Raw genomic sequence first — 14,729 nt, 5'->3', positions numbered from 1 at the left:
CGTCGGTCGACACGTCCGCCCTCCCTGTCGGCCAGTGCCTGTCGGCACGTGGTGCGTCGCGGAGCCGGACGCGCCGTGGGGATGGCGTTTGTCCGGCTGACCCCTCTTGACAGGAAACCGTAGTGGGCGGGTCCGGCATATTCAAACATCTGTACGAGATTCCCTCGGCGTGTCGCCCCGAAGGACTGGATTTTCGTACGCCCGTTCTGATAAACCGTCGTACGGGCGTTCTATCGAACGCGTGTCCGAGAGAGGGGAACGTGTCATGGTCGTCACCGGTGGGGCGCGGCACGCCGCGCCGTCTCTGCGGCTGACCCGGCGCGGCCGAGCGGTTCTTCTGGGGCTGTTCTTCGGTCTGACGAGCCTCGCGAGCATTGTCCTGTTCGTGACTGCGTCACACGGCTGAGACCACCCGGCCGGCCCGGCAACCGGTTTCCCGACGCGCCTGGTGATCGTGCGGTCACCCCAGCGTGTTGAGGTGCAAAATACGGCGCGTCGGCATGCTTCTGAACTTGCAACTGCGTCCGCTCCGGCATAGCGTCGTCCCCAACATCTAGTGGTTACGAAGATGTAAGCCATCCACAGGTTGGGTTTCTCCTCCCCGGTTTTCCACAGGTTCGGTCACAGGCGAGCGATGTGTAGGTAACGTCGCGAGGCTGTGCTTCGGCGTGTCTGGATCAGGCCGGGGTGGGCGAAGGGGGAGATCGCGGTGCGTTGCCCGTATTGCCGGCACGCCGACTCGCGCGTCGTGGACTCGCGGGAGGCCGACGACGGTCAGTTGATCCGTCGCCGACGGTCGTGTCCCGAGTGCGGGAAGCGGTTCACCACGGTCGAGGAGGCGATCCTCGCGGTGGTCAAGCGCAGCGGCGTCACCGAGCCCTTCAGCCGGACGAAGGTCATGAGTGGGGTGCGCAAGGCCTGTCAGGGCCGGCCCGTCGACGAGGACTCGATCGCGCTGCTCGCGCAGCGGGTGGAGGAGACCGTCCGGGCTCGCGGCGCCGCGGAGATTCCGAGCCACGAGGTCGGCCTGGCGATTCTCACGCCCTTGCGTGAACTCGACCAGGTCGCCTACCTGCGGTTCGCCAGCGTGTACAAGGACTTCGACTCGCTCGACGAGTTCGAGAACGAGATCGCCGCGCTCCGTCAGGCGCCGCCCGTCCGGGACGCCGGGACGCGACACGCCGTCGCGCCGCGGTCCGGAACGGGCCGCACACCCAAGATCAACGGCTGAGTCACCCGGCCACATCAGAGCAACGCCTGTCAGCAGCATTATCGAGGGGGAGCACGTTCATATGGCCGGAGACGGCGTGACAGCGGGTCGGCAGCGGAGCAGGACAAGCGCCAACGGCGCGGCGGCTGGGGGGCTGCGGGTGGAACGGGTGTGGACGACGGCGGGCGTCCACCCGTACGACGAGGTCGAGTGGGAACGCCGCGACGTCGTCATGACGAACTGGCGGGACGGCTCGATCAACTTCGAGCAGCGCGGTGTGGAGTTCCCGGCGTCCTGGAGCGTGAACGCCGCGAACATCGTGACGACGAAGTACTTCCGCGGGGCCGTGGGGACGCCCGAGCGGGAGACGTCGCTCAAGCAGCTGATCGACCGGGTCGTGCAGACGTACCGCAAGGCGGGCGAGGAGCACGGCTACTTCGCCTCCGTGGCCGACGCCGAGGTGTTCGACCACGAGCTCACCTGGATGCTGATGCACCAGGTCTTCAGCTTCAACTCGCCGGTCTGGTTCAACGTCGGCACCAAGTCGCCGCAGCAGGTCAGCGCGTGCTTCATCCTCTCCGTGGACGACTCGATGGACTCGATCCTCGAGTGGTACAAGGAGGAGGGCCTGATCTTCAAGGGCGGCTCCGGCTCGGGCGTCAACCTGTCCCGCATCCGCTCGTCCAAGGAGCTGCTGTCGTCCGGGGGGACGGCGAGCGGCCCGGTCAGCTTCATGCGCGGCGCGGACGCCAGCGCGGGCACCATCAAGTCCGGCGGCGCCACCCGGCGCGCGGCGAAGATGGTCATCCTCGACGTCGACCACCCGGACATCGAGGAGTTCGTCTCGACGAAGGCGCGCGAGGAGGACAAGATCCGCGCGCTCCGGGACGCCGGCTTCGACATGGACCTGGGCGGCGCCGACATCGTCTCGGTGCAGTACCAGAACGCCAACAACTCGGTGCGGGTCAGCGACGAGTTCATGAAGGCGTACGAGGAGGGCACCGAGTTCGGGCTCCGCGGCCGGCTCAACGGCGAGGTCATCGAGACCATCGACGCGCGGAAGCTGTTCCGTGGCATCGCCCAGGCCGCCTGGGAGTGCGCCGACCCCGGCCTGCAGTACGACGACGTCATCAACGACTGGCACACGAACCCCGAGACCGGCCGGATCACCGCGTCCAACCCGTGCTCGGAGTACATGTCGCTGGACGACTCGTCCTGCAACCTGGCCTCGCTGAACCTGATGAAGTTCCTCAAGGCCGACGGTGGCTTCGAGGTGGAGAAGTTCGTCAAGAGCGTCGAGTTCATCATCACCGCGATGGACATCTCGATCTGCTTCGCGGACTTCCCGACCGAGAAGATCGGGATCACCACCCGCGCCTACCGCCAGCTCGGTATCGGGTACGCGAACCTCGGCGCCCTGCTGATGGCGTCCGGCCTGCCCTACGACTCGGACGGCGGTCGCAGCGTCGCCGCGGCGATCACCTCGCTGATGACCGGTACGGCGTACCGGCGCTCCGCCGAGCTGGCCGGCATCGTCGGCGCGTACGACGGCTACGCCCGCAACGCCGACGCCCACCAGCGCGTGATGCGCAAGCACGCCGCCGCCGGTGACGAGGTCCGCCCGCAGGGCCCGGTCGCCACCGAGATCATCCGTGAGGCCACCCGGCAGTGGAAGAACGGCAACAAGCTCGGTGAGAAGAACGGCTGGCGCAACGCCCAGGCGTCGGTGCTCGCCCCGACCGGCACCATCGGCCTGATGATGGACTGCGACACCACCGGCATCGAGCCCGACCTGGCGCTGGTCAAGTTCAAGAAGCTGGTCGGCGGCGGCTCGATGAAGATCGTCAACCAGACCGTGCCGCGCGCGCTGCGCAGCCTCGGCTACCTCGAGGAGCAGGTCGAGGCGATCGTCGAGCACATCGCGACGAACGGCAACGTGGTCGACGCGCCCGGCCTCAAGACCGAGCACTACGCGATCTTCGACTGCGCCATGGGCGAGCGGGTGATCTCCCCGATCGGCCACGTCAAGATGATGGCCGCGGTGCAGCCGTTCATCTCCGGCGCCATCTCCAAGACGGTCAACATGCCGGAGACGGCGACCGTCGAGGAGATCGAGGAGATCCACTACCAGGGCTGGAAGCTGGGCCTGAAGGCGCTCGCGATCTACCGCGACAACTGCAAGGTCGGCCAGCCGCTGTCGGCCGGCAAGGGCGCCAACGAGGCCGCTCCGGCGGTCGCCGAGGCCACCAAGGTCGTCGAGACCGTCGTCGAGAAGGTCATCGAGTACCGCCCGATCCGCAAGCGCCTGCCGAAGAAGCGCCCGTCCGAGACGGTGTCCTTCTCGGTCGGTGGCGCCGAGGGCTACCTCACCGCGTCGTCCTACCCGGACGACGGCCTCGGCGAGGTCTTCCTGAAGATGTCGAAGCAGGGCTCCACCCTGGCCGGCGTCATGGACGCCTTCTCGGTGGCGATCTCGATAGGGCTGCAGTACGGCGTCCCGCTGGAGACGTTCGTCAGCAAGTTCACCAACATGCGCTTCGAGCCGGCCGGCATGACCGACGACTCGGACGTGCGCATGGCGTCCTCGGTGATGGACTACATCTTCCGTCGCCTGGCGCTGGACTTCCTGCCCTACGACACCCGCGCTGAGCTGGGCATCTTCACCGCGACGGAGCGTACCGCGCAGGCCCAGGCCGAAGCGGCCGCCGAGGCTGCCGCGGCCGACCTGGCCGTGACCAACATGGCCGAGTCGGCGCCGGCCGCTCCGGTCTCCGCCCCCGCGGTCGCGACCGTCACGGTCGCCGAGGTGAAGGCCGCGTCCACTCCGGAGAAGCAGGCCGGCTCCTCGACCGAGCTCCTCGAGCTGGTCACCGGGCACGCGGCGGACGCTCCGCTCTGCTTCACCTGCGGCACCAAGATGCGCCGCGCGGGTAGTTGCTACGTCTGCGAGGGTTGCGGTTCAACCTCCGGTTGCAGCTGATCACCCTGATCTGAAACGGACGGTGCGCTTCGGCGCACCGTCCGCTTCGATTTCCGGGGGTACGGCGGAGCCGGACGGTCCCGCCGCGCGGGCACCTCGCGGAGCCGGCCGCCGCACGCACCCGGCCCGCCCAGCGCCTCACGAGCGCCGGCCCGCCCAGCGCCTCACAAGCGCCACGCCGGCCCAGCGCCTCGCGAACGTCGCGTCGGCCAGGCCATCGCCTTACGAGCGCCGCGGCGGACCAGCCGGCGCCTCATGCGCGCCGCGCCGGACCGGCCCCGCGCCGCGCCGACCGGGCAGCGCCCGCGCGCGGTACCGGTCGGGCTTCGCGAGGGCCGCGCGGGGCTGGATGGTCAGCGTTTCGCGGGCGTCTCGCGGAGCTGGATGGTCAGCGTTTCGCGGGCGTCTCGCGGAGCCACACGCCGAACTCCACCGCCGTCCGCACCCCGCCTTCCAGCACCGCGGTGCAGATGTCCCACCCGCTCACCTCGCCCGGATACTCCGGCCGCTGGTGCCACATCTGCTTGATCGCCAGAATCGCCTGGCGCTCCTCGTCGGTCAGCCGCCCGGCCAACTCCCGATGCCACGCGCTGACGTCGGCATGGTCGTCGTTGAGCCAGATCGAGAGGTCGACGCGCCACTCGCCGACGGTGAGCGTGACGTGGTACCTCTCGTCGCGCTTCGCCCCGCCTCGCTCGTCGCGGTACGAGAAACCGGTCACGCCCGGGATCCCGACCGCCCTGCCGAGCAGCGCGAGCACGTCGGCCGGGGTGAACTCCGTCCCGCCGAGCAGCATCACGTCGAGGTCGCGCCAGACCATCAGCCCGGACACGTAGCTGCCCGTCGGGACGAGCGGCCCCAGCGGCTCCAGCAGCGCGAGCACGGATCGTGCCTCGTCCTGCAGTTCTTCCGGCCGGCCCATGTCGCCCTCCTTCCGTAACCATCGACTCCGGTATTCCTCGGCGCGCCCGTTCCCGCCGACGCCCATTGTGGGACGTGCCCGGACCGCCCCCACCGCCGCCCCGCCACCCACTCGCACCCGCCGCCAAGCCACCGCCCGATCCCGTCCACCGCCAGGCCGTCGCCAAGCCGCCAGGCCGCCGCCCGCTTGCGCACGCCGGCGTGGCTGTCGCCGGAACGCCGGTGACCAGGTCGGCTTTAACGTGTAAGTTGAGCCGGTGAGCAGCGTCGACGTCCTACCCGCCCGAGTGCATGCAGCCAAGATCGCGGTTGGCGTCACGTTCGCCATGAACGGCCTGGCCCTCGCCGGCTGGCTGTCCCGGGCCCCGGCCATCCGGGACGGCCTGGAGCTCTCCGTCGCCGGCTTCGGTCTGCTGCTGCTCTGCATGTCCGGCACGTCGGTCGCGTCGATCCCGCTGGCCGGCCCGCTCGTCCAGCGCGTCGGCCCGGCCCGGGCGGTCTTCCTGGCCAGCATGTCGATGGCGTTCGGTCTGACCGTGCTGGCCACCGCGACCCTGCTCGGCTCGGTCGTGCTGGCCGGGGTGGCGTTGCTGTTCTGCGGCTTCGGCACCAGCACCTGGGACGTCGCGATGAACGTCGAGGCCGCCGACGTCGAGCGCCGCCTCGGGCGCACGATCATGCCGCGCTTCCACGCCGGCTTCAGCCTGGGCACGGTCGGCGGCGCCGCGGTCGGCGCGCTCGCCTCGGCGACCGGCCTGCCGATCTGGGCGCAGCTCTACCTCACCACGCTGATCGTGGTCGCGGTGCAGATCGTGGTCGTCCGCCGCTTCCTCCCGCACGTCGAGCCGGAGCCCGGCGTCAAGCCCGCGATGACCCCCGGCCAGGCCTGGCGCGAGCCGCGGACCCTCCTGATCGGCCTGATCCTGCTCGGCTTCGGTTTCACCGAGGGCAGCGCCAACGACTGGCTCGCGATCAGCCTGGTCGACGGCTACCACTCGAGCGACACCCTCGGCGCGATCGGCTTCGGCGTCTTCGTCACCGCGATGACCCTGGGCCGGATGTACGGCGGCGCGGCCGCCGACCGCTGGGGCCGGGTCCCGGTCCTCCGCCTCACCGCGGTCTCCGCCGCCGCCGGCCTCCTGCTGGTCGTCTTCGGCGGCTCGATCACGGTGGCCCTGGCCGGCGCCCTCCTCTGGGGCGTAGGCGCCTCCCTGGGCTTCCCGATCGGCATGAGCGCCGCCGCCGACGACCCGCTACGAGCCGCCATGCGAGTCTCGGTGGCCGGCTCCATCGGCTACGGCGCCTTCCTGGCCGGCCCCCCACTGATCGGCTTCCTCTCCGAACACTTCGGTCCCCTGAACGGCCTCCTCTGCGTCTTCGCCGCCCTCCTGATCGGCCTGGCCGCCTCCCACGCCGCCAAACCCCTCCCCACCCCCTGACCCACACCACCCCAGCCCCGACCCCACCCGTCAGCCGCAGCCGCAGCCCGCAGCCGCAGCCCGCAGCCCGCAGCCGCAGCCCGCAGCCGGCAGCCGCAGCCCGCAGGCCGCGCCGTCAGCCGAAGCCGCAGCCCGCACCGTCAGCCGCTGCCGCTGCCGCTGCCGTCAGCCGCAGCCCACCCGCGCCCGACCGGCGCGAGGCGATCGTCGAGCGGCCCCCGGCGAAGGAGGGAAATGCAGCATGTGATGGCTGCGACCCCGCGAACGCCGGGCAAGCCCGCCGGCCAGCGAGCCCGACCGGCGCGAGGCAAGCGCTGGCCCGGCGTGCAGCGGAAGCCCGGCGCAAGCCCGGCGCAAGGCGGGCATATCAGCGATGCTCGACGAGGAATTCGGTGATCAGTGAGGCCAACACCGCCGGCTGCTCAATGACCATCGCATGCGAGGCATCCGCCAACTCCACATGACGCAACCGAGGCACCGCCCGAGCCTGCGCCACCAAATACCGCCGATACGCCGCATACAGATCCGCGAACGGCGCCTGCTCCGGCAGATCCCGGGTCGCCAGCACGAGCAGCGCCGGGCAGGCCACCGCGGCATACACCGGTGCCAGGTCCAGCTCGTTCATCATGGCCCGCAACCGCGTGGTCGACTCGAACGACGGCCGGAACGTCGTCCGCCCGTCCTTGCCGTGGATCAGGTTGCGACGGAACCCCTCGATCCACACCTTCTCGTCGGCGCCCATCTCCCGCGCCGCGACCCGCTGCCGCTCGACCAGGTCGGCCAGCTCGGCGGCGTCGACCTTCTGCCCGGCGGCCGCCCCGATCATGTCGAAGACCCCGGTGAGCCGCTCCAGCTCGGCGGCGGCTTTCTCCGGGTCCAGCGCCGGCACCTGGTCCGGCCGGGTGGGCGGCGGGTTGCCGTCCAGGCTGATCACGCCGGGGGACTCCGGGTGCCGCTCGCCCCAGAGCATCGCCAGCATGCCGCCGAGCGAGTGCCCGACCACCGCCGGACGCTCCACCTCCAGCTTCACGCAGACCGCGGCCAGGTCGCCGAGCGCGGCGTCCCAGCTCCACCCGCCGTCCGCGGAGCGGCCGTGCCCGCGCAGGTCGACGGTGACGACCCGGTGCCGGGTCCGCAGCGCGCGGGCGAGCGTGGTCATCTGCGCCAGGTTGCCACCGGCGCCGTGCAGGAGCAGCAGTGGTGGCTCGTCGCCGCCGAAGTCGCGAACGGCGATCTGCACGTTCCCGCCGTCGACAAGGCTGTCGTTGATCATTGCCCCTCCAGGTTCTCGGTCGGGTCGTCGTGCGGGCCGTGACCGAAATCGTCCGCCAGGCGGATCTCCTCGGCCGGCCAGGAGAAGTCCATCGATGTGCCGATCAGGCGGGCCCGGACCGCGCTGACCGGCACCCCGCCATCCGGATGCCGCGGCAGCTTGCCCCGGCGCACCAGGTCGTGCACGCCCTGCCGGCTGATCCCCAGCATCGCCCCGGCGGTGGCCAGGGACACCGACTCGACGAACGGATGCCCCACCCGGCGGACGACGGCCTGCCCCAGCGGTGTCCGCCACCAGTCCACCGGCGGCGCGAAGGCATGATCGTCCGGGTAGAGCGTGGCGACGAGCCGCGCGATGGTGTGCACCGCCTGCGTCTCGGTGCCCTGCGCGATCACGAACGCCCAGTCCAGCGCGCGCCGGTGCAGGCGACCGCGCATCTCGTCCACGCTGCGGTCACCCTCGAGCAGGATCTCCAGCGGGTCGGCCAGGCGCACGTCGAGCAGCCGGATGAGCTGCTCGGCAAGCGCGTCGACCTCGTTCATGCCCCCGATCCTTCCGCTACTTGACACCGGCCGTCAAGTAGCAGCGAAAGAACACCGCAATCACCGTCCGTACGGGAGGAAAGTTCCGACTTCCGTGAACCGCCCCGGGGGCAATAGGGTGTGCCCGAAACCCGGGAGGAGCACTGGTGCGTACAGTCGGAGCCGCGCTCGGCGTGGTCGCTTTGCTCGCCGTCTCCGGCTGCAACGAGAAGGACGAGACGGCCACCAAGCTGCCCCCGGTCACCATCGCCGAGGCCCCGGCCGCGTCCGCCGGCGGCGCCTGCATCCTCTGGGACTGGAGCTTCATCGAGGAGAAGATCGGCGTCCGGTTCTCCGTCGCGGCGTCCGACCAGGTCGACGACACCTCGACCTGCGTGGTGCAGACGGTGACCGGCTCGTGGCCCGACCTGTCACTCTCCGTCGTCGAGCAGACCAAGGCGGACGCCAAGATCTTCCTGGCCACCCGGATGCCGAAGAAGGCGGTCAAGCTCAAGGATCTGGGCAAGGCCGGCTACCGGTTGAACACCGCGGCGACCGGCGGGCACGGCCCGTCGGTGGAGATCGGCTGGCTGAGCGAGGCCGAGCAGTTGCAGACGCTGAAGTTCACCTTCCCCAAGGGGGCGAACAGCGCGGCGATCACCAGGATGAACAGCGGCCTGCTGGAGCTCGCGAAAGCGATGGACACCACCGACGGCTGAGCGCCGCCGGCGGGTCCGGAAAATCAGCGCGCGGCGACGAACACCCGCGACGCCACCTCACGAGGCAGCCGGATCTTGTCACCCGACCTGTCGATGGTGACCCCGTCCCGTTCCTGCGCGACCGTCACGGTGGTGCCCGGGTCGATGCCGGCGGCGTGCAGCTGCCGCAGCACGTCCGCGTTCGTCTGGACGCTCTCGCAGATCCGGGACACCACGACGCTGCCGGTCAGGCCGGGGAACGCGAGGTTGCGCTCGCCGTGACCGAACGGGTCGACGGTGTCGTCGGAGAGGCCGAGCTGCTCGAGACCGGGGATCGGATTACCGTACGGCGAGCGGGTCGGCTTGTTCAGCAGCTCGTAGACCCGGCGCTCGACCGAGTCGCTCATCACGTGCTCCCACCGGCAGGCCTCCTCGTGGGCTTCTTCCCACGGCATGCCGATGACGTTGACCAGTAGTAGTTCCGCAAGACGGTGCTTGCGCATGACGGAGACGGCGGTGGCGCGCCCCTCCTCGGTCAGCACCAGGTGGCGGTCACCCTCGACGGTGAGCAGACCGTCCCGCTCCATGCGGGCGACCGTCTGGCTGACCGTGGGGCCGCTCTGGTGCAGGCGCTCGGCGATGCGAGCCCGGAGCGGAGGCACGCCTTCTTCTTCGAGTTCGAGAATGGTCCGGAGATACATCTCGGTGGTATCGACAAGGTCGTTCACGATGCGGTCCTCCCAGCAGCGATGTTACCGCGTGGCGGGGGGTTGACATCCGCCCCGAGCAAGTGCCAGGAGACCCTACCGGAGTGCCGTCTCGCCCGTCCCTCTCCGGAGGTACTCGTGGGAGCATGTCGGCATGGCGGACGACATGACGGTGGTGGTCTGGGACCAGGCCCTGCTCGACTACGACATGGGTGATCACCCGCTCAACCCGGTGCGGGTCGAGCTGACCATGGCGCTCGCCCGCGACCTGGGCGTCCTCGACCGCCCGGGTGTGCAGTTGATCACGCCGCGGCCGGCCACCCAGGCCGAGCTGACCCGGGTGCACCGGGAGGACTATCTCGACGCCGTCCGGCAGGCCCCGATCGATCCGTTCTTCCTGGGCTGGGGTCTGAACACCTCGGACAACCCGGTCTTCGAGGGCATGCACGAGTCGTCGGCGCGGATCTGTGGCGCCAGCATCGCGGCCGCCGAGGCGGTCTGGCACGGTTCGGCCCGCCGCGCGGTGAACGTGGCCGGCGGCCTGCACCACGCGATGCCGGCCCGGGCGGCCGGCTTCTGTGTCTACAACGATCCGGCGGTGGCGATCGCCTGGCTGCTCGATCACGGCGCCCAACGGGTGGCGTACGTGGACGTCGACGTGCATCACGGCGACGGGGTGCAGGCGATGTTCTACGACGACCCGCGGGTGCTGACGGTGAGCCTGCACGAGACGCCGCTGGCGCTGTTCCCGGGCACCGGCTTCTGCGACGAGACGGGCGGGCCGGGCGCCGAGGGCACCGCGGTGAACGTGCCGCTGCCGCCGGGCACCGGGGACACCGGCTGGCTGAAGGCCTACCACGCGGTGGTCCCGTCGGTGGTGCGGGCGTTCGCGCCGGAGATCATCGTCAGCCAGTGCGGGGCGGACGCGCACCGGCTGGACCCGCTGGCCGACCTGATGCTCTCGGTCGACTGCCAGCGCGCGGCGTACATGGCGATGCGCGAGCTGGCCGACGAGCTCTGCGACGGCCGCTGGGTGGCGCTCGGCGGGGGTGGGTACGCCCTGGTCGAGGTCGTGCCCCGGGCCTGGTCGCACCTGCTCGCGGTGGCGACCGGGGAGCCGCTGGACCCGGCCACGCCGACCCCGAGGTCCTGGCGGCGGCTGGCCGCCGACCGCCGTCCCGGCACGCCGGCCCCGGCGCTGATGGGGGACGGCGTCGAGCTGAGCACGGAGACCTGGTCGCCGGGCACCGGGGACGATCCGATCGACCGCGCGATCATGGCGACCCGGCTCGCGGTCTTCCCGCTGCACGGGCTCGACCCCCACGACCCCAGAGACTGAGAACGGACGATGGAGCGCAGCGCAGACGTCCTGCTCGCCGACGGTACCGCCGTCCACCTGCGGCGCATCCGCCCGGACGACGCGCCGGCCATCGTGGAGTTCCACTCCCGGATGAGCGACCGCACCCGCTACCTGCGGTACTTCTCGCCCTATCCGCGAATTCCGGAACGCGACCTGCAGCGCTTCGTCAACGTCGACCACCGGGACCGGGAAGCGTTCGTCACGGTCGCCGCCGACGGCCGGATCACCTCGGTCGGGCGGTACGAACGACTCGGCCCGGACTCCCCGGAGGCCGAGGTCGCGTTCGTGGTCGAGGACGCCCAGCAGGGCCGCGGGATCGGCTCGGTGCTCCTGGAGCATCTCGCCGACGCCGCCCGGGACCACGGCATCAGCCGGTTCGTCGCCGAGGTGCTCCCGGAGAACGGCGGCATGCTCCGGGTCTTCGGCGACTCCGGCTACCAGGTGCAGCGCCGCTACGCGGACGGCGTGGTCCACCTCAGCTTCCCGATCGCGCAGACCGAGAAGTCGCGCGAGGTGCAGGAGTCCCGCGAGCACCTGACCGAGTCCCGCTCGATCGCCCGGCTGATCGCCCCGCGCGGGATCGCGATCTACGGCGCCAGCGCGAGCGGGCACGGGATCGGCGCGGCGATGCTCGGCAATCTGCGGGACGGCGGCTACACCGGCGCGGTCGTCCCGGTGCACCCGTCCGCCGAGCGGGTGGCCGGGCTCACCGCGTACCGGAAAGCCTCTGATGCCCGGACCCCGATCGACCTGGCGGTGATCGCCGTGCCCGCCGAGCAGGTCGCGGAGGCCCTGGCCGACGCGGCGGCGGCGGGCGCCGGGGGTGTGGTGATCGGCTCGGCCGGCTTCGCCGAGGCGGGTCCGGAGGGGGTGGCCCGGCAGCGGCAGTTGATCGAGACGGCGCACGCCGCGGGCCTGCGGGTGGTCGGCCCGAGCAGCTTCGGGATCGCCAACACCGACCCGGAGGTCCGGCTGAACGCGACGATGGCGCCGCGCCTGCCGGCCGCCGGGCGGGTCGGCTTCTTCGCGCAGAGCGGCGCGCTCGGCGTGGCGCTGCTGGCCGAGGCGGACCGGCGCGGCCTGGGTCTGTCCAGCTTCGTCTCGGCCGGCAACCGCGCCGACGTGTCCGGAAACGATCTGCTGCAGTTCTGGCGGGACGACCCCGGCACCGACGTCGTGCTGCTCTACCTGGAGACGTTCGGCAACCCACGCAAGTTCGCCCGCCTGGCCCGCCGGATGAGCCGGGTCAAACCGGTCGTCGCGGTCGCCTCGGCGACCCGCCCGCCGGGGCTGGCCGGCGACCTGCCGGGGCCGGACGCGCACGCGGTGACCGCGCTGTTCGCCCGGTCCGGGGTGATCCGGGTGGACACCGTGCAGGAGCTGTTCGACGTCGGCATGCTGCTGGCCCATCAGCCGCTCCCGGCCGGGCGCCGGGTGGCCGTGGTCGGCAACTCGTCGGCGCTGGCCGCGCTCGCCGTGGTGGCCTGCCGGGCGGCCGGCCTGGTGGTGGCCGAGGGCTATCCGCACGACCTGAGCCCGATGTCCTCCGCGCACGACCTGGCCGACGCGCTCGCCGACGCCGCGGTCGACGACCGGGTGGACGCGCTGGTCGTGGTGTTCGCCCCGGTCGTGCCGGGTCAGCAGCTCACCGAGGAGGACGCGGACTTCGCGGCCGCGCTGGGCAGCGTGGCGCTGGCGGGGGAGAAGCCGACGGTGGCGACGCTGGTCTTCGGCCGGGTGCCGCCGCGGGTGCCGGTCTACCCGTCGGTCGAGGAGGCGGTCCGGGCGCTGACCCGGGTGGTCAACTACGCCGAGTGGCTCCGGCGGCCGCCGGGCGTCATGCCGGAGCTGTCCGGAATCGATCCGATCGCCGCGGAGGCCGCGGTGTCCACGACGGAGCTGCTCACGGCGTACGGAATCGATGTTGTTCCGTCGATCGTGGCCCGCGGCGCGGAAGCGGCGGTCGCGGCAGCGGAAGAGCTGGGCTATCCGGTCGCGCTCAAGGCGGCGGGCGGCGGGTTGCGGCACCGGATCGACCTCGGCGCGGTGCGCCTCGCTCTTCATGATCAAGACGATTTGGGTACGGCGTACCGCGAACTCGCCGCGACCTTCGGCCCCGAGGTGCTGGTCCAGACCATGGTCGCCCCGGGCGTCGCCTGCGTGATCGAGGTGATCGAGGACCCGGCGTTCGGCCCGGTCGTCGGGTTCGGGCTGGGCGGCGTGGCCAGCGAGTTGCTCGGTGACCTGGCCTGGCGGGCCGCCCCGCTGACCGACCGGGCGGCCGAGGCGCTGGTCGACGAGCCGCGCGCGGCACCGCTGCTGCACGGTTACCGCGGGTCGACGCCGGTCGACCGGGCCGCGCTGATCGATCTGCTGTTGCGGGTGGGCCGGCTCGCCGACGAGCACCCGCGGGTGCGGTCGTTGCTGCTCAACCCGGTGCTGATGCGGCCGGACGGCTTCTCGGTCCTGCACGCCGCCGCGGAACTCGGCGAGCCCGGTGTCCGTCCGGACACCGGGCCCCGCCGACTGCACTGACTTCCCCCGAAGCCAGCCCCCGAACTTCCCCCGAAGTCATTCCCCGTCGATCAGACCGCGTAGGCCTCGAGGCGGGAGGCCCGCTCCGGGTCCCGCAGCTTCAGCATCGTCACCTTCTCGATCTGGCGGATGCGCTCGCGGCTGAGGCCGAACTCGCGGCCGACCTCGTCGAGGGTGCGCTGGCGGCCGTCGTCCAGGCCGAAGCGCAGCCGGATCACCGCGGACTCCCGCTCGGAGAGCGTGGCCAGCACGATCTCCACCTCGTTGCGCAGCTCGCCCTGCGAGACGCCCTCGCCGGGCTGGTTCTGGCCGGCCGCGGCGACGAAGTCACCGAGGGCGCTCTCGCCGTCCTCGCCGACCGCCTGGTCCAGGCTGACCGGCTCACGGTCGTACGAGATGAGCTCGATGACCTGGAACTCCGGCACCGCCATGGCGACCGCGATCTCCGCGATGCTGGGCTCCCGGCCGAGCTGGGTGGCCAGGTCCCGGCGGGCCCGGACCATCCGGTTGACCTGCTCGACCATGTGCACCGGGATGCGGATGGTGCGGGCCTGGTCGGCCATCGCGCGGGTGATCGCCTGGCGGATCCACCAGGTGGCGTACGTGGAGAACTTGTAGCCCTTGGTGTAGTCGAACTTCTCGACCGCGCGGATCAGGCCGAGGTTCCCCTCCTGGATCAGGTCCAGGAATGCCATGCCGCGACCGGTGTAGCGCTTGGCGATGCTGACCACCAGCCGCAGGTTCGCCTCGAGCAGGTGGTTCTTCGCCGACCGCCCCTCGGCGATCACGATCTCGAGCAGCGGCGCCAGGTCGGCGCCCGCCGTCCGGAGCTTCTCCTCGGCGTAGAGGCCGGCCTCGATCCGCTTGGAGAGGGTGACCTCCTCCACCGCGGTGAGCAGGCGGGTGCGTCCGATGCCGTTGAGGTATGCCCGGACCAGGTCGGCGGAGATGCCCCGCTCGTCCGTAGCGTCGAGGTCAGCCACCATCGGCTCGACTTCGTCGGTCATGATGTCCTCAACCGTCGCCTTCGTCTCCAGGACCACTGAAAGCCCCTCCCCGTTTGTCGTGCCTGCCAGCCACTTCCG

The 14,729-nt window shown here is 71.2% G+C and carries 11 protein-coding genes; 6 read left to right on the top strand and 5 right to left on the bottom strand.

Annotated features, from left to right (window positions below):
• Positions 1-709 precede the first annotated feature (709 nt).
• Positions 710-1,231: a transcriptional regulator NrdR gene (gene nrdR, locus L3i22_RS46905; protein WP_221323869.1), complete on the top strand. Its 522-nt coding sequence runs from the start codon at positions 710-712 to the stop codon at positions 1,229-1,231.
• 61 nt (positions 1,232-1,292) lie between these two features.
• Positions 1,293-4,190, top strand: a complete 2,898-nt coding sequence (locus L3i22_RS46900) for a vitamin B12-dependent ribonucleotide reductase (RefSeq protein ID WP_221323868.1) — start codon at positions 1,293-1,295, stop codon at positions 4,188-4,190.
• 388 nt (positions 4,191-4,578) lie between these two features.
• Here L3i22_RS46900 and L3i22_RS46895 read toward each other — a convergent pair whose 3' ends face one another.
• Positions 4,579-5,112 (bottom strand): hypothetical protein, encoded by a 534-nt coding sequence (locus L3i22_RS46895; protein WP_221323867.1) that lies wholly within the window; start codon positions 5,110-5,112, stop codon positions 4,579-4,581.
• Positions 5,113-5,368: 256 nt separating this feature from the next.
• Here L3i22_RS46895 and L3i22_RS46890 point away from each other — a divergent pair, with 256 nt between their 5' ends.
• The gene (locus L3i22_RS46890; RefSeq protein WP_221323866.1) at positions 5,369-6,550 is read left to right on the top strand and encodes an MFS transporter; all 1,182 of its coding nucleotides are present in this window, start codon (positions 5,369-5,371) and stop codon (positions 6,548-6,550) included.
• A gap of 367 nt (positions 6,551-6,917) precedes the next feature.
• Here the strand turns inward: L3i22_RS46890 and L3i22_RS46885 are convergent, their stop codons facing one another.
• Positions 6,918-7,823, bottom strand: a complete 906-nt coding sequence (locus tag L3i22_RS46885) for an alpha/beta fold hydrolase (protein ID WP_221323865.1) — start codon at positions 7,821-7,823, stop codon at positions 6,918-6,920.
• Positions 7,820-8,365: a helix-turn-helix domain-containing protein gene (locus L3i22_RS46880; RefSeq protein ID WP_221323864.1), complete on the bottom strand. Its 546-nt coding sequence runs from the start codon at positions 8,363-8,365 to the stop codon at positions 7,820-7,822. The genes L3i22_RS46885 and L3i22_RS46880 overlap by 4 nt, the downstream gene beginning before the upstream one ends.
• A gap of 146 nt (positions 8,366-8,511) precedes the next feature.
• On the opposite strand from L3i22_RS46880, the gene L3i22_RS46875 reads away from it, so the two are divergent.
• Entirely contained in the window at positions 8,512-9,063 is a 552-nt protein-coding gene (locus L3i22_RS46875) for a hypothetical protein (RefSeq protein ID WP_221323863.1), read from the top strand.
• Between the two features lie 23 nt (positions 9,064-9,086).
• Here L3i22_RS46875 and L3i22_RS46870 read toward each other — a convergent pair whose 3' ends face one another.
• Positions 9,087-9,773: a metal-dependent transcriptional regulator gene (locus L3i22_RS46870; protein WP_304523478.1), complete on the bottom strand. Its 687-nt coding sequence runs from the start codon at positions 9,771-9,773 to the stop codon at positions 9,087-9,089.
• A gap of 130 nt (positions 9,774-9,903) precedes the next feature.
• On the opposite strand from L3i22_RS46870, the gene L3i22_RS46865 reads away from it, so the two are divergent.
• A complete protein-coding gene (locus L3i22_RS46865) occupies positions 9,904-11,088 on the top strand; it encodes an acetoin utilization protein AcuC (protein ID WP_221323861.1) in 1,185 nt (394 codons plus the stop codon).
• Positions 11,089-11,097: 9 nt separating this feature from the next.
• Positions 11,098-13,644: a GNAT family N-acetyltransferase gene (locus tag L3i22_RS46860; RefSeq protein ID WP_221323860.1), complete on the top strand. Its 2,547-nt coding sequence runs from the start codon at positions 11,098-11,100 to the stop codon at positions 13,642-13,644.
• 50 nt (positions 13,645-13,694) lie between these two features.
• On the opposite strand, the gene sigB is transcribed toward L3i22_RS46860, so the two are convergent.
• Complete coding sequence (sigB, locus tag L3i22_RS46855) at positions 13,695-14,651, bottom strand: RNA polymerase sigma factor SigB (protein WP_221323859.1); 957 nt, start codon at positions 14,649-14,651, stop codon at positions 13,695-13,697.
• Between the last annotated feature and the right edge of the window lie 78 nt (positions 14,652-14,729).

It is taken from the genome of Actinoplanes sp. L3-i22 (genome assembly GCF_019704555.1).
GTDB lineage: Bacteria > Actinomycetota > Actinomycetes > Mycobacteriales > Micromonosporaceae > Actinoplanes.
The sequence above is the reverse complement of the archived record's forward strand: the minus strand, read 5'-3'. Positions and strand labels throughout refer to the sequence as shown.

Excerpts from the sequence above, each read along its gene's own strand:
- L3i22_RS46900 (WP_221323868.1), top strand. The coding sequence starts at position 1,293 with ATGGCCGGAGACGGCGTGACAGCGGGTCGGCAGCGGAGCAGGACAAGC.
- L3i22_RS46895 (WP_221323867.1), bottom strand. The coding sequence starts at position 5,112 with ATGGGCCGGCCGGAAGAACTGCAGGACGAGGCACGATCCGTGCTCGCG.
- L3i22_RS46885 (WP_221323865.1), bottom strand. The coding sequence starts at position 7,823 with ATGATCAACGACAGCCTTGTCGACGGCGGGAACGTGCAGATCGCCGTT.
- L3i22_RS46880 (WP_221323864.1), bottom strand. The coding sequence starts at position 8,365 with ATGAACGAGGTCGACGCGCTTGCCGAGCAGCTCATCCGGCTGCTCGAC.
- L3i22_RS46865 (WP_221323861.1), top strand. The coding sequence starts at position 9,904 with ATGGCGGACGACATGACGGTGGTGGTCTGGGACCAGGCCCTGCTCGAC.
- L3i22_RS46860 (WP_221323860.1), top strand. The coding sequence starts at position 11,098 with ATGGAGCGCAGCGCAGACGTCCTGCTCGCCGACGGTACCGCCGTCCAC.
- sigB (WP_221323859.1), bottom strand. The coding sequence starts at position 14,651 with ATGACCGACGAAGTCGAGCCGATGGTGGCTGACCTCGACGCTACGGAC.